Genomic DNA, 12,356 nt, shown 5'->3' on the forward strand with positions numbered 1-12,356 from the left:
TTATGATCTGTCTTCTACCGCTTTCAGGATCTCCTCACTGATGGCATCCACGTCCTTGCCGTCCGTGTCCACGCAGATATCCGCCACCGCTTCGTAGCGCGGCCGGCGCTTCTCCATGAGTTCCCGGATATATTCCACATTCATATTCCCGTTTAAAATCGGGCGGTTCGTGCTGTCCTTGACTCTTTCGTAGATCGTCTCCGGCGTCGCCCGAAGGAACACGATACAACCGTTCTCCTTCATCAGCGCCGCATTCTCATCCCTGAGTACACTGCCTCCGCCGCAGGATACCACATATCCTGTGCTCTCCGAAAAAGACCGCAACAACTCTGTCTCCAGGTCGCGGAAATAATTCTCCCCATGTGCGGCAAAAATATCTGTGATTGCCATCCCCTGTTGTTCCTCGATGAGCTGATCCATCTCGATTCGCTTCGACGGACATTTTTTCGCAAGCGCTCTCGCAATGGTACTTTTCCCAGCGCCCATAAAGCCGATCAGATATAAATTCTTCATGCCGCAGTTTCACCTTTCTAGCTAAAAAAACGCTCTTTGACTTCCTCGACCGGCATATCTTTTCCGGTATACAGTTTAAAGGCAGCCACGCCCTGCCACAGCAGCATTCCCTTGCCGCCGATACAGGTTGCTCCGGCTTCCTTCGCCTCCCGGAGCAATCTCGTCTCCTCCGGGTTGTAGACGGCATCCGCCACCACTAACCCCGGTCGGAATGCAGAAGTGTCCTTTACCACACTCTCATTTTCCATCGGCTTCATGCCTACAATCGTTGCATTTGCAAAAATATCGCTGGACGCGATCTCCGCAGTCATCCGCGCAGTATCCGCAATATCATAGACATTTACCACGCACGACGGAACCGCCGCACGGATCTTCTCCGCCGTTTTCAGCGTTCTCTCAAAAAAAGCATCCTTGATATTGAAAATAGAGATTTCTCTTGCACCGTCAAGCGCGCACTGCACCTGAATGGCAGTAGCGGCACCGCCTCCGCCTGCAACCGTGATCTTCTTGCCCTTAATATCGATCCCGTGATTCTTCAGATTATGCACAAATCCCTCGCCGTCAGTAATATGGCCGGTCAGTCTGCCGTTGTCATTTACGATCGTGTTGACCGCTCCGATAATCTGTGCTGCCGGAGACAATTCATCCATGTATTTGACAACCTCTGTCTTGCACGGCATGGTGACATTGCAGCCGCGCATTTTGAATGTGCGCATGGCGGCAATGGCGTCTGCCACTTCCTCCACCTTGATATCAAAAGCAACATACACATAATCCAGTCCCAGCCGCTCGAAGCTGTAATTATACATTGCCGGCGAACCCGAATGTCCGACCGGCGAACCAATCAATGCCAATAATCCTGTGTGTCCTGAAATTCTGCTGTCCATATTTCCTCCATGATCCGGCGCCCTTTTTCTCTCTGCGCCAATAACAGTATCATAGCTGTTTTTTCTTATCATTTCAATACACTAAAGCAAAAAAGCATCCCTTTTCTACTCTGTAAGTATCGGCTTAAAATCTTCCGTATCGCCGCAGAATATGCCGCCGCATTCCTGTAAGATGTGCCGCATTACAGGCAGTACCTTTTCATATTCCTCCGCAGAAAATGTCACCAGATACACTCTGTCGCAGTCATGTTCCTCTGCAAATGCCGCAGTCACCTGATCCCGGGGATGTATTTTTCCTTCCTCCATGTCCATGGAGGCTTCTCCGCCGTACATAATCTCAAGTACGCCTGCTTCCTGCCAGATTTCCATCTCACAGGTTCCTTCCAGCACGTCTGCAATCTGCCGCACGCCCACAGTCTCCGGTGCAAGATAGAGCCATTCGCCCGGCACATCTGCCTTTTTCTCCTGCGCGGCCTTGTTCGCCAGAACCGCTGCTTTTCCCAGCGTTCCGTGCCCCGCCTTCTTCATCGAAGCCGCTTTTCCCGCTGCTCTGTGTCCCGCTTTCTTCATCGAAGCTGCTTTTCCCGCTTTCTTTCCCAGCTTTTTCATCCTGCCTCCTGCTTACCAGCAAAGAACCTCGTGACCGTCCTCCGTCACAAGCACCATAATCTCCCACTGTGCAGACGGAAGTCCGTCCTCCGTGTAGACCTCCCAGTCGTTTGCATCATCGACATAGATGTCCACTTTTCCCATGTTGACCATCGGCTCGATCGTAAAGATCATGCCCGGCACCATCAGCATCTCCTGACCGCGCTTGCTATTATAGCCGACCCACGGCTCCTCATGGAACTCCAGTCCCACGCCGTGTCCGCCGATCTCACGCACAACCGTATAACCGTTTGCGAAGGCGTGATCGTGAACCGCCTGCCCCATATCGCCTAAAAATCCCCACGGTTTTACCTCTGCGAGACCTTTTTCCACACACTCCTTCGTGACATCCACGAGACGTTTCTTCTCCGGGCTGACGTCGCCGATGCAGAACATTCTGGAAGAATCGGAAAAATAACCGTTCAAAATCGTGGAAACATCCACATTGATAATATCTCCCGACTTCAAAATGACATCCTTTGACGGGAATCCATGGCACACCTGATCGTTCACCGAAGTGCACACGCTGTACGGGTAGCCCTGATAATGCAGCGGTGCCGGAATACCGCCCATGCTGGTCGTCATGTCGTAGACAATCTTGTCGATTTCCGCCGTATTCATGCCCTCATGAATGTGCTCCTGAATATAATCGAGCACCGCGATATTGATCTTGCAGCTCTCCTTAATCCCTGCAATCTGATCTGCATTCTTGATAATGTCATGGGTCGGGACGATATGTCCCTGCGCAGCGATCGCTGCAATCTTCTCGTCAAATGCCTGATGGCATGCCTTGTATTTCCGGCCGCTTTTGCACCAGCACGGATCATTTCTTCCAATTTTTACTGACATATTCTTCTTCTCTTCTCTATTTTATTTTTTATATTATATTCTGCCTGCCGCAAATGCTTTCTTCACATATCGGCGCATATCCTGCTTCACGCAATGGAAAATCTCTGTCTTTCCCTCTTTGTTCAATGATCTACCGTGATGCTGCCGAACGGCACGCGGTCCCAGGTAGTCTCGTCTAACTCACAGGTATGCTGTGCCAGAAGTTTTTCGTATTCCGTGCCGCCGATGGAATAATCCTCGTAATCGACCTGTTCCATCTCCGCAAGAATACTCTGATATTTCTGCGCCAGCGCCATTTTTCGCATGGATGCATCAATCGTTTCCTCATCGACACCCAGGCGCGCTCTCTGCTCCTCGGTAAGGTCACTCCAAAAATCCTGCTGATCATTGGCAAGATACTGTTCCTCCTCCTCTGAGAGCGTGATTTTCTCTGCTGTTGCCATCTGGTAAAACAGCGTATCATGAATGGTCATATCCACCACTGTCTGTTTCGCCTGCTCCCGTAGGAACGTATGATTGATATACAGCTGCCAGTATTCGTCCGTATTATCCGGATTATAGATGATGGCCGCATCTTCCATATTGCCTTCCTCATATGCGATATAAAATGCCATCTCCCGCAGAGTTACCGTCTTCCCGTCCACCGTCACCACCACAAGATCCAGTGATTCCGGAAATGACAGCTTCTGCCGCTTTCCCTGTTCGCGGTAGGATGCTGTCCCCAGAATGATGACCAGAACGACCAGAACAGCAGTAAATCTTAATTTCTGTCTCATGCCTGACAAAGCCCTGCCACCACCTGATTGATCACGCTGCCCTCTGCCTTGCCTTTCAGTTCCGGCATAACAGCCTTCATGATCTGTCCTTTGTTGTGGCTTGCTACCACGTCCGCGAACTTCTCTGTGATAAACGCCTCCACCTCGTCAGCCGACATCATTTTCGGCGCATATTCCATAAAAATATCGTAGCGCGTCTTATATTCTGCAAGCAGATCTTCTCTGGATGCCGGGCAGGTATCGATCTGTTCCTTCACGGACTTGATCTCCTTTAAAATGACCCGGTCCACAAGTTCTTCCCGAATGTCATCGCGGCAGCCCTCATCGATTGCCACCTTCTTCGCAGCCGACACCAGTGTGGAGATTGCATCCTTGCGCACCTTGTCTCTTGCCTTCATTGCTGCGATCATATCATCCTGTAACTGTTTGAACTGCATTTTTTATTCCTCCATCTCTTATTTCATTTCTATCCAGATTATAGCATTTTGCTTTTGAAAATACAAACCTACAACACACGCCGTACCGAAGTGATCGTACGGTAGGTTGCATTTCCGTAGCAGATGCCGGTTCTCGGGTTGGACGCATGGATAATCCGTCCACCGCCGATATAGATTGCCACATGTCCCGGATAGCAGATAATATCGCCGGGCTGCGCATTTTCATAGCTGACTGCCTGTCCACAGCCGCTCTGCGAATAGGAAGATCTCGGCAGGGAAATGCCAAAATGCTGGTAGACCGCCATGACAAAATAGGAGCAATCCGTTCCGGATGTCAGGCTGGTACCTCCAAGGACATAGGGATTCCCCAGAAACTGGCTCGCATAGGACACGACGTCACTGCCGCTGACTCCGGTCGTGTAGGACGGATTTAGTCCGCCGTCCGTCAGACCTGTGGAAGAGCTGCCGGAGGTACTGCTGCCCGAAGTCGAGGTATCCGTCCCTGTCGAAGCGGTATTTCCGGTCGTATTCGAGGTCGTTCCGGTGCCGGCTGTCGAGGCATCCGTTCCGGTGGTGCTGCCGGTCGTTCCTGCCGCAGCAGCCGCCTGCGCCGCCTTTTTCTTCGCCGCCTCCGCAGCCGCCTGTTTTGCCTTCTCCGTCGCGATGATCTGGTTCTGCTGCTTGATCGTCTGCGCATACTGGCTTGCAAGACTCTGTGCATTGGCAAGCTGGCTGTCAAAATCCGCCATCTCCGAACGCTTTGTCGCAATCACCTGCTCCAGAGAACTCTGCTGCTCCTGATAGCTGATCTGAAGCTCCTCCATCTCCGCCATCTCACTCTCAAGCTGTGCCGTCAGATCTTCCACCTGCTGCACCACTTCCTGATAGTTCGTCAGCATATCGCGGTCATACTGGTAGACGTCCGAGACATATTCCACCCGGTTCAAAAGATCCGTAATGCTGTCCGCGCCGACTAACGCCGTCAAAAAGGACTGGTCTCCATTCTCATACATATACTGAATCCGCTGCTTCATGGCGTCATACTGCTGCTGTTCCTCCGCTTTCGCATTTTCCAGATCCGCGTTTGCCTGTTCGATCTCCTGCTCCTGCGTATCCATATCGCTCTGCAGGATGTCCATATCGGTAAGCAGGCTCATGAGTTGATTGTCATAATTATTCATCTCTGCCTGAAGGCTGTTCTGCGCCGACTGGATATTCTGAATCTGCTGGTTCACCTGATTCAGTTCCTGCTGTGCCTCATCCTTTTTATCCTGTGCATCCTTGATTGCCGAAGCAGACACAGACGCATAGTTTCCGATTCCGACTGCTCCCGCCAGAAGCAGTGCCAGAACACGTTTCTTAAAATGTCTCATGCGGTATCTCCATCCCAAATATCTGAATTATCTTTCATTGCGTACAAAAAACGGGTATGACTCTGTTATCATACCCGTTGATTATATCATACTTCCTTATAAAATTGTCACAGTTTCCATAATTTTTCGATTTTTCGGAAATCAGATCAATCCCATCCGATATACATCAGTTCCAGATCGCTCAGCTCGCCATCATAGAATGTTACGGAAATGGAGTTTTCATCCATATCCTCGTAGGTGTCGCTGTGGCTGTACCACTGATAAGACTGGTAGTCGCCGGTATCCGACTCATACTCATAATCCGGCTCGCCGTAAGCAGTCATAAAGTCGTCGTTGACCGCATCCTTTGTCAGACCGTTCGGCAGAAGGATCTCCAGATCGTCATTGTAGTCCATGCTGGTGAATGAGAAGCCGAACACCGTTCCGTCTGCAAGTGTCTGCGGATCGTCGGTTACATTTCCAATGTACACCTCTCCCAGTTCATTTCCCTGTGCATCGTAGAATGTCGGATAGTAATATTCATTCTTGTTGGATACATACTCCTCATCCTCGGAGTCGATGGAAAAACCGAGTGCCTTGAAATCGCTGTAGCTCATAGGAAGCTGCACCAGGATACCGTTGACGGTAATGTCTCCGCTGTCGAACGCATCCCCTGCTGTCACGTCAAGCGGAGCTGCCGTTTTGGCATCCTCTGTATCCTCGCTGTCATCGGCAAGAAAATCGTCGGTGTCGTACTCTTCATCACCGGAATCACCCATGAAATCATCCGTGTCGTAATCATCGCTTACACCTGCGGCCTCGTTATATCCTTCCATAAACGCATCCTCGATGTCGTTGCTGTAAAGTACGCTGAAAATAATGCTGAAGACCAGCCATACCAGTGCGATCGCAAAACCGATCCACAGGCAGATTGTCGCCGACTTGCTGTTGCGCTTATACTCCTGCACATCTCCGGACTTGTAGGCACTGTTCGCCTTGCTCGTGAATACGCATCCGATAATACCCATAATCATGGTAATCAGGTTGCATCCGCAGCAGCACAGAATCTCAAGGATGGAGAATGTAATCTTCATTCCGAACGAGTTCTTCACTGGCTGACCGTTCTCGTCGTTGAGCACCGTCGCCTCGCCATAGTTTACGCCGGCATATGCATTTCCCGCATACTGGCCGTTCGCCTGACCATACGCCTGCTGACCGTTCGTCTGCTGTCCATAGGCATTATTCTGTCCGTAAGCGTTATTCTGTCCATAGGCGTTATTCTGTCCATAGGCGTTATTCTGTCCGTAAGAATACTCTCCCTGGCCGTTCGTGCTCTGCTCTCCGTAATTCTGCTGACCGTAAGGCTGGCTCACATTCCCCTGGCCGTTCGCATTTTCTGCCTGACCGTAGTTCTGACCGTAAGGCTGGCCTGCATTCTCCTGTCCATAAGGCTGACCTGCGCTTTCCTGTCCATAACCGTTTCCCGGCTGGCCGTAAGCATTCGCTCCCGGCTGGGCATCCGGCTGCGTCATTCCGCTATTCGCTGCCACGTCCGGCTGACCGTATGCACCCTGTGCTCCCGGCTGACCGTACACATCCTGCGTTCCCTGCTGATTCTCTGCCCCCGCAGATCCCAGCTGTGTCTGTCCCGGGTCGTTCTCTAAATTGTAATTTTTGTTCTCATTCTGATCCATCTTTTGTCTCCCTGTTTTCAAAATTCTTTCAAAAAATAACACTCATAACCACTTTAGTATAACAGAGCGTCTTCTATTACTCAAGCAAATCTGTGCAAATAGTACCTTTATCCTATCTGTTTGACGATCAGCACCGCATCTCCCGGCTGCAGATTTTTTTCCGTCCAGCCGTTGGTTTCCAGAATATCCTGTATGGTCGTATGATTCTCCTTGGCAATCGTCCACAGATCATCGCCCGCCTTTGCAATATAGCCCACCAGACCGGGGCGGTTCTGTAATTCTTCCATATCTAAAGGCTCTTCTGTAATCTCTTCGATGTTCTGTATTTTCTGCGGCAAAAACGCCATCAGGTTTAACTGGATCACCGCTTTGATCTCAATATGTTCCTGATCCATCATCACCGCGGACAGCTGCTCTAATCCGCAGTCCATCTCCGCCTCCACGTCCGGCTGCATATCGGGAATCTCAAGGATCTGGGAAAACGGATAGATTTCCCTTGCCGACTGGATCGGCATATTGTCATCCGTTGTGATATAGAGAAGTTCCGCCGTGATCGTTCCCTCCGCCCGGATTCCGTTCTCCACAGGCTCGTATTTTTCCAGGCGCACCGTTCCCTCGCAGGCACAGATCTGCAGGATTTTCTCCTGGCTTTCCGGAATTTCCAGCTGTTCCGTTACCCGGCATTTTGCCGCATTTTTTACAAGGAGTCTCTCACCGATCCGCTCCCTGACTACCGGAACGGCTTTTTCCCGGAGCGAGTAGAGATCGGTCAGAAGTTCCATCTCTTCTTCCCGCCACACGCGGACATCGACCGAGACGGAGAGTTCGAGCACAAGAATGCGCTCCTCCCCGTCGTAATCCGGCTTGATCTCCAGTTCCGCCGACAGCGGGACAGCCGATATTTTAAAAATGCAATTCTCCCCGGCAGCGTCACAGTCGGCCGCACATTCCAGAGGAACCGTCGTCTCATACCACTGCAGGCGCTCGCTCTCCTCTTCCTCACTGTAGAGCACCGCCGCCAGAATCTCACCTGTGACGACCGCCTTCCCATCCTCCACATGGCTTTCGACGTTGCGGAGTTCTACACTGCGCCACAGAATTTCCCGCACATTGGGTTTGTTCGACGGCAGAACAATCTCACTCTTCTGCCGGCAGACATCCCGGCAGGATGCGAGCAGATTGAGCGCTCCCCAGGTTCCCGTCTTCTGCTGGTAATCCCCCGGCAGTTCCAGTCTGGACGTAAACTCCTCCAACACCTGTTCCTCCGCCGAGGCACGCAGCACAACCACCGCACGGATGCTCAATTTTCTCGAATTGATTACGCCGACTGTCAGATCCTCGATCTCTCCGGCGGCATGTACCTCCCCGTTCTCCTGCAGCCCGTCTATATTGAGTTTCTCCTGAAACGGAATCTCTCCTTTGAGGCAGCTGATTTTTCCATCACTCTGCTCACACCGGTAAAGAATGTGAAACACCAGGCTTCCTTTTACCCACACCGCCTTGTTTGCCGCCTTCACCTCGTCAAACCGCAGTTCGCCATTTTCTTTCAAAACCTTCATGATGTCCGGCCGGTAGTCCGGGACATTATAGTCATCATCCAGCGTGATCTGGCTGACCGCCGTGCCATTCTGCTGTATTCTATGTATCTTTACTTTTTCGAGTTCCAAAAAAATATCCCCCATATCCGAATCTTTGAAACATCTTATTCGAATACGGGGAATATTATACCTGATACCTTATGTTAACATAATTTCATCCGAATATCTCTTGTAATGATATCCGAATAACTGAATGAAAGTAACTGAGGCGGATTTTCTTCCTGCTCGTCATTCACCAGTATTGTAAAAACACTCGGATATGCGTTCTGAATGACTCCTTCCTGGATGTCGACCTTGTTGCGTCCTCTGTCAAGCTGAATCAGTACCTTCCGTCCGCACTGCTGATACACGGAAGCGCGTACCTTATGGATGTCTGCCTGTTGCATTGTCTACCTCCCTGTTCCGGCTTCTTATCGTCCTAACACCGAATACCATTCCGCTTTAGTTTATCACTGTACTAAATTTTTGTCAAACAAACCGGAGAATTTTTTAAAAATATCAAGAAAATTCACTCAAATATGGTACTTTCGTCACGTTTTTCGGTCTTTATTACAATATAAGGATAACTCGGTCCGCTGCTTACCTGTTCTCCCTTTCTCGGTCCCACAAGTTCCGTATCGAACAAAATCGCATTCGACGTCAGATACAGATCCCGGATGCAGATGCTGTAACCTCCCGTCTCCTGTTCTCCATACCCGCGCACTATGTACAGATCCCCGTCGAGTTCATAGGTCGTTTTAAAATCAGCCGCCTTTTTTTCCTCTATCACAGCCTTCACTTCCTCCGGTATCTGCGCCTCCTCCACAATCTCATAGTCAAGATCGGCAACCTTCGCTCCGTTTGTCGTCTCAATGCTGCACCCGGCAGCAAGCAGGGCCGCCGCTGCCAAAAAGACCAGACACCCCTTCTTCCATCTCTTCCCATACCAAAACATCTGACAGTCCCCCAAATTTTCGGTTCTATCCAAAGTATATGCCGCGTCTTTTTTAAATATGCCTGCGAATTCTCTTTTCCGCGTCTTGTGTTTCCTCTTTTCAGGATTTATAATAAAAACTATGTAAAAATCTACGGGGCGCTTGCCCGGAAAGGACCTTCTTATGTTACGAGCCATCCTTGCTCTGCTGTTTGCCATTCTCTATCTGATCATCGGGATTCCCGTCCTCGGAATCGAATGGATCATCAGCAAGTTCAACCGTAAGGCTGCCGACATCAGCCAGCTGCGCATGGTGCAGTGGGCGTTTCGCGTCATTCTGTTCATCTGTGGAACCAAAGTCACCGTTATCGGCGAAGAAAATGTTCCAAAGGACGAGGCTGTTCTGTACATCGGCAATCACAAAAGCTACTTCGACATTATCATCACCTATGCCAGATGCCCGGGTCTGACCGGCTACGTCGCCAAGAATGACATGGCAAAAGTTCCGCTTCTTTCCCTGTGGATGAAGCGTCTCTACTGCCTGTTCATCAACCGTGATGACGTCAAGGAAGCCTTAAAGACCATTCTTGCCGGCATCGATCACATCAAGAACGGCATCTCGATGTGCATTTTTCCGGAGGGAACGCGCAACAAGACCGACGACCTGATGCTTCCTTTTAAGGAGGGAAGTTTCAAGATGGCAGAGAAAACTGGGTGTGCGATCGTCCCTATGGCAATCACCGGTTCCGCCGATATTTTAGAGAATCATTTTCCGAAGGTAAAAGCAACGCACGTCATCTTAGAGTACGGCAAGCCGATCTATCCGAACGAGCTGGATAAAGAGACGAAGAAGAAAATCGGTGCCCACTGCCAGGGCATCATCGAAGAGATGCTCGTAAAGAACGAAAAGCTGCGGTAATGACAGACATGCAGCAGGAGACAGCAGATCGTCGGATCGCTGTTGCTCGTTAAAGGGCATAACGCGAGCGTTCCAGCGAAAAACAGGCGGGAGGATTCTGATCACAAAATACGGAATTTCTAACTCCGCCGTTTTTGCCAGCTGTGATGATCCGTGTCTTTCCAAGTTTTGAACACTCCGGAGGCGTGTCCGCAAGCCGCAGACAATTTTAGGACTTTTGTGTGTGCCCCTTGTTGGCACCGCTAAACAAAACATAACCGCGCGAAGCCGATGTTTGAATTGGCATCTGCCTTATTTTCAATAGCAGATGCCAACGAGTTTCGGTTCGCGCGGTTTTATATTGTCTGTGAAGCGGTGCCGCTAGGGGCACCAGAAAGTCCGCTCATTGTCTGCGGCTTGTCGGACACATCCTCGCGGAGTGTCAAAACGTGGCCAAGACACGGAAGGAACTGGCAAAAACGGCAGAGAAGAAATTCTCGCATTTTGTTTCAAAGAATCCTCCCGCCTGTTTTCGCTGGAACACCGGAGTTACGCTCTTTAACGAGGATCACCGGTACAGCCAATCTTCGCTGTCTCCTGCCGCAATATCTGTCATTGCCGCAGCTTTTCTTCTATTCCGTCGCACTCTCCGTGACGGTCTCAGTCTCCGTATCCTCCACCGTTGTGGTGAACAGGTTGTCAAATGTTACCTTCGCCCACACGGAATCCTTCACGATCCAGTCATGCTCATCTTCCCAGCCTTTGAGCGTCTCGTCGTACAGATCGCTCTGGCGCTGGCTGATAATGTTCTGTCTGGTCGTCTCGGTTGCATCCGCATCCGTCTTCTCATCCAGACGAACTACATAGTAATCGGTATCTGTGTCGATGACATCCGACACCTCCCCTTCGTCCAGTCCCTGCAGTGCCGTAAGAACCGCCTCATCGAGTGTGCTGTCATCCGCGGTAAACGTTCCGCTGCTCACCGTATAGTCATACTGCTCTGCCGCATCCTCCAGCGTGCCCGCCTTGGCGTCCATGTCAAACATACCGACCGTCTTGCCGAGCAGTGTGAGCTCGGTGTCGGTGTACTCCACGGTATTGCCATCCTCATCCGTATGGGACTGCTTGGACACCTTGACATAGCTGTAGGAGCTTGTGTTGGCTTCCTCATCCGTCACATTGGTATCGGCATCCGCAATGATCGCCGTGTGCATCCGGTTCTGGATCGTCGCCAGTGTCAGATAACGCTCCACAGTCTCTTCATCTGCACCAAGTGCATCCAATGCATCCTTGCTGTTGTCTGCAATAAACGCAGCCGCTGTGTCTGCGATCTCCGCCTTGTCATCCTCCGTCAGCTCCACATCGTACTCTGCCATGTGCGCTTCCAGTGTATACATATCGAACAGTGACTGCATCACGCTGTCCTTGATATTGTCCTGCATCGTGGTGCCGTTGTTGTACAGATCGGATGACCATACGTCCTCGCCAAAATATGCCACATAAAAATCATCATATGTTGCCTGCAGAAATCTCGCTGCAAAATTTGCTACTCCAAGCGGCACTTCCGTCTCATCAAAAGTTGCCACTGTCTCATTTTTATTCATTCCACATCCTGTTAACATGGATGCTGCCATAACACCGCTAAGAAGCAGTGCGCTCCATCTCTTTGCTCTCATAGGTTCCTCCTGGTATATGCCATGACAGCTTGCCATGGCAGTCTTGCTCTATTATAGTGCAATTTTCTCCGGGTCGCAATATTTTTCATACTTTTTTCAAGCTTTTCCGACGCCG

At 50.5% G+C, this 12,356-nt stretch carries 13 protein-coding genes; 1 reads left to right on the forward strand and 12 read right to left on the reverse strand.

Annotation, left to right across the window (positions count from 1 at the left end):
• From RHOM_RS12690 to RHOM_RS12740, 11 genes are all read right to left on the reverse strand, one after another.
• Nucleotides 1–513: a shikimate kinase gene (locus RHOM_RS12690; protein WP_014080728.1), complete on the reverse strand. Its 513-nt coding sequence runs from the start codon at nucleotides 511–513 to the stop codon at nucleotides 1–3.
• Nucleotides 514–530: 17 nt separating this feature from the next.
• Nucleotides 531–1,400 (reverse strand): shikimate dehydrogenase, encoded by an 870-nt coding sequence (gene aroE, locus RHOM_RS12695; protein ID WP_014080729.1) that lies wholly within the window; start codon nucleotides 1,398–1,400, stop codon nucleotides 531–533.
• Between the two features lie 105 nt (nucleotides 1,401–1,505).
• Nucleotides 1,506–2,009 carry a hypothetical protein gene (locus tag RHOM_RS12700; RefSeq protein ID WP_014080730.1) on the reverse strand — a complete coding sequence of 168 codons (504 nt, stop codon included), beginning with the start codon at nucleotides 2,007–2,009 and terminating at the stop codon, nucleotides 1,506–1,508.
• A gap of 12 nt (nucleotides 2,010–2,021) precedes the next feature.
• A complete protein-coding gene (locus RHOM_RS12705; protein WP_014080731.1) occupies nucleotides 2,022–2,897 on the reverse strand; it encodes a methionyl aminopeptidase in 876 nt (291 codons plus the stop codon).
• Nucleotides 2,898–3,019: 122 nt separating this feature from the next.
• On the reverse strand, nucleotides 3,020–3,673 hold the full coding sequence (locus RHOM_RS12710) for a hypothetical protein (protein WP_014080732.1): 654 nt from the start codon (nucleotides 3,671–3,673) through the stop codon (nucleotides 3,020–3,022).
• Nucleotides 3,670–4,110: a GatB/YqeY domain-containing protein gene (locus RHOM_RS12715; RefSeq protein WP_014080733.1), complete on the reverse strand. Its 441-nt coding sequence runs from the start codon at nucleotides 4,108–4,110 to the stop codon at nucleotides 3,670–3,672. The genes RHOM_RS12710 and RHOM_RS12715 overlap by 4 nt, the downstream gene beginning before the upstream one ends.
• Nucleotides 4,111–4,178: 68 nt before the next feature.
• The gene (locus tag RHOM_RS12720; RefSeq protein ID WP_014080734.1) at nucleotides 4,179–5,483 is read right to left on the reverse strand and encodes a C40 family peptidase; all 1,305 of its coding nucleotides are present in this window, start codon (nucleotides 5,481–5,483) and stop codon (nucleotides 4,179–4,181) included.
• A 146-nt stretch (nucleotides 5,484–5,629) separates the two neighbouring features.
• Nucleotides 5,630–7,156 (reverse strand): CD225/dispanin family protein, encoded by a 1,527-nt coding sequence (locus tag RHOM_RS12725; protein WP_014080735.1) that lies wholly within the window; start codon nucleotides 7,154–7,156, stop codon nucleotides 5,630–5,632.
• Between the two features lie 107 nt (nucleotides 7,157–7,263).
• The gene (locus tag RHOM_RS12730; RefSeq protein ID WP_242823138.1) at nucleotides 7,264–8,823 is read right to left on the reverse strand and encodes a DUF3794 and LysM peptidoglycan-binding domain-containing protein; all 1,560 of its coding nucleotides are present in this window, start codon (nucleotides 8,821–8,823) and stop codon (nucleotides 7,264–7,266) included.
• A 74-nt stretch (nucleotides 8,824–8,897) separates the two neighbouring features.
• A complete protein-coding gene (locus tag RHOM_RS12735; protein ID WP_014080737.1) occupies nucleotides 8,898–9,140 on the reverse strand; it encodes a Veg family protein in 243 nt (80 codons plus the stop codon).
• A 122-nt stretch (nucleotides 9,141–9,262) separates the two neighbouring features.
• Nucleotides 9,263–9,688, reverse strand: a complete 426-nt coding sequence (locus tag RHOM_RS12740) for a protease complex subunit PrcB family protein (protein WP_014080738.1) — start codon at nucleotides 9,686–9,688, stop codon at nucleotides 9,263–9,265.
• A gap of 163 nt (nucleotides 9,689–9,851) precedes the next feature.
• Between RHOM_RS12740 and RHOM_RS12745 the strand changes: the two genes are divergently transcribed.
• Nucleotides 9,852–10,586: a lysophospholipid acyltransferase family protein gene (locus RHOM_RS12745; protein ID WP_014080739.1), complete on the forward strand. Its 735-nt coding sequence runs from the start codon at nucleotides 9,852–9,854 to the stop codon at nucleotides 10,584–10,586.
• 611 nt (nucleotides 10,587–11,197) lie between these two features.
• On the opposite strand, the gene RHOM_RS12750 is transcribed toward RHOM_RS12745, so the two are convergent.
• The gene (locus tag RHOM_RS12750; RefSeq protein ID WP_014080740.1) at nucleotides 11,198–12,241 is read right to left on the reverse strand and encodes a peptidylprolyl isomerase; all 1,044 of its coding nucleotides are present in this window, start codon (nucleotides 12,239–12,241) and stop codon (nucleotides 11,198–11,200) included.
• Nucleotides 12,242–12,356: the final 115 nt, after the last annotated feature.

The organism is Roseburia hominis A2-183, from assembly GCF_000225345.1.
GTDB lineage: Bacteria > Bacillota > Clostridia > Lachnospirales > Lachnospiraceae > Roseburia > Roseburia hominis.

Excerpts from the sequence above, each read along its gene's own strand:
- RHOM_RS12690 (WP_014080728.1), bottom strand. The coding sequence starts at position 513 with ATGAAGAATTTATATCTGATCGGCTTTATGGGCGCTGGGAAAAGTACC.
- aroE (WP_014080729.1), bottom strand. The coding sequence starts at position 1,400 with ATGGACAGCAGAATTTCAGGACACACAGGATTATTGGCATTGATTGGT.
- RHOM_RS12700 (WP_014080730.1), bottom strand. The coding sequence starts at position 2,009 with ATGAAAAAGCTGGGAAAGAAAGCGGGAAAAGCAGCTTCGATGAAGAAA.
- RHOM_RS12705 (WP_014080731.1), bottom strand. The coding sequence starts at position 2,897 with ATGTCAGTAAAAATTGGAAGAAATGATCCGTGCTGGTGCAAAAGCGGC.
- RHOM_RS12710 (WP_014080732.1), bottom strand. The coding sequence starts at position 3,673 with ATGAGACAGAAATTAAGATTTACTGCTGTTCTGGTCGTTCTGGTCATC.
- RHOM_RS12715 (WP_014080733.1), bottom strand. The coding sequence starts at position 4,110 with ATGCAGTTCAAACAGTTACAGGATGATATGATCGCAGCAATGAAGGCA.
- RHOM_RS12720 (WP_014080734.1), bottom strand. The coding sequence starts at position 5,483 with ATGAGACATTTTAAGAAACGTGTTCTGGCACTGCTTCTGGCGGGAGCA.
- RHOM_RS12725 (WP_014080735.1), bottom strand. The coding sequence starts at position 7,156 with ATGGATCAGAATGAGAACAAAAATTACAATTTAGAGAACGACCCGGGA.
- RHOM_RS12735 (WP_014080737.1), bottom strand. The coding sequence starts at position 9,140 with ATGCAACAGGCAGACATCCATAAGGTACGCGCTTCCGTGTATCAGCAG.
- RHOM_RS12740 (WP_014080738.1), bottom strand. The coding sequence starts at position 9,688 with ATGTTTTGGTATGGGAAGAGATGGAAGAAGGGGTGTCTGGTCTTTTTG.
- RHOM_RS12745 (WP_014080739.1), top strand. The coding sequence starts at position 9,852 with ATGTTACGAGCCATCCTTGCTCTGCTGTTTGCCATTCTCTATCTGATC.
- RHOM_RS12750 (WP_014080740.1), bottom strand. The coding sequence starts at position 12,241 with ATGAGAGCAAAGAGATGGAGCGCACTGCTTCTTAGCGGTGTTATGGCA.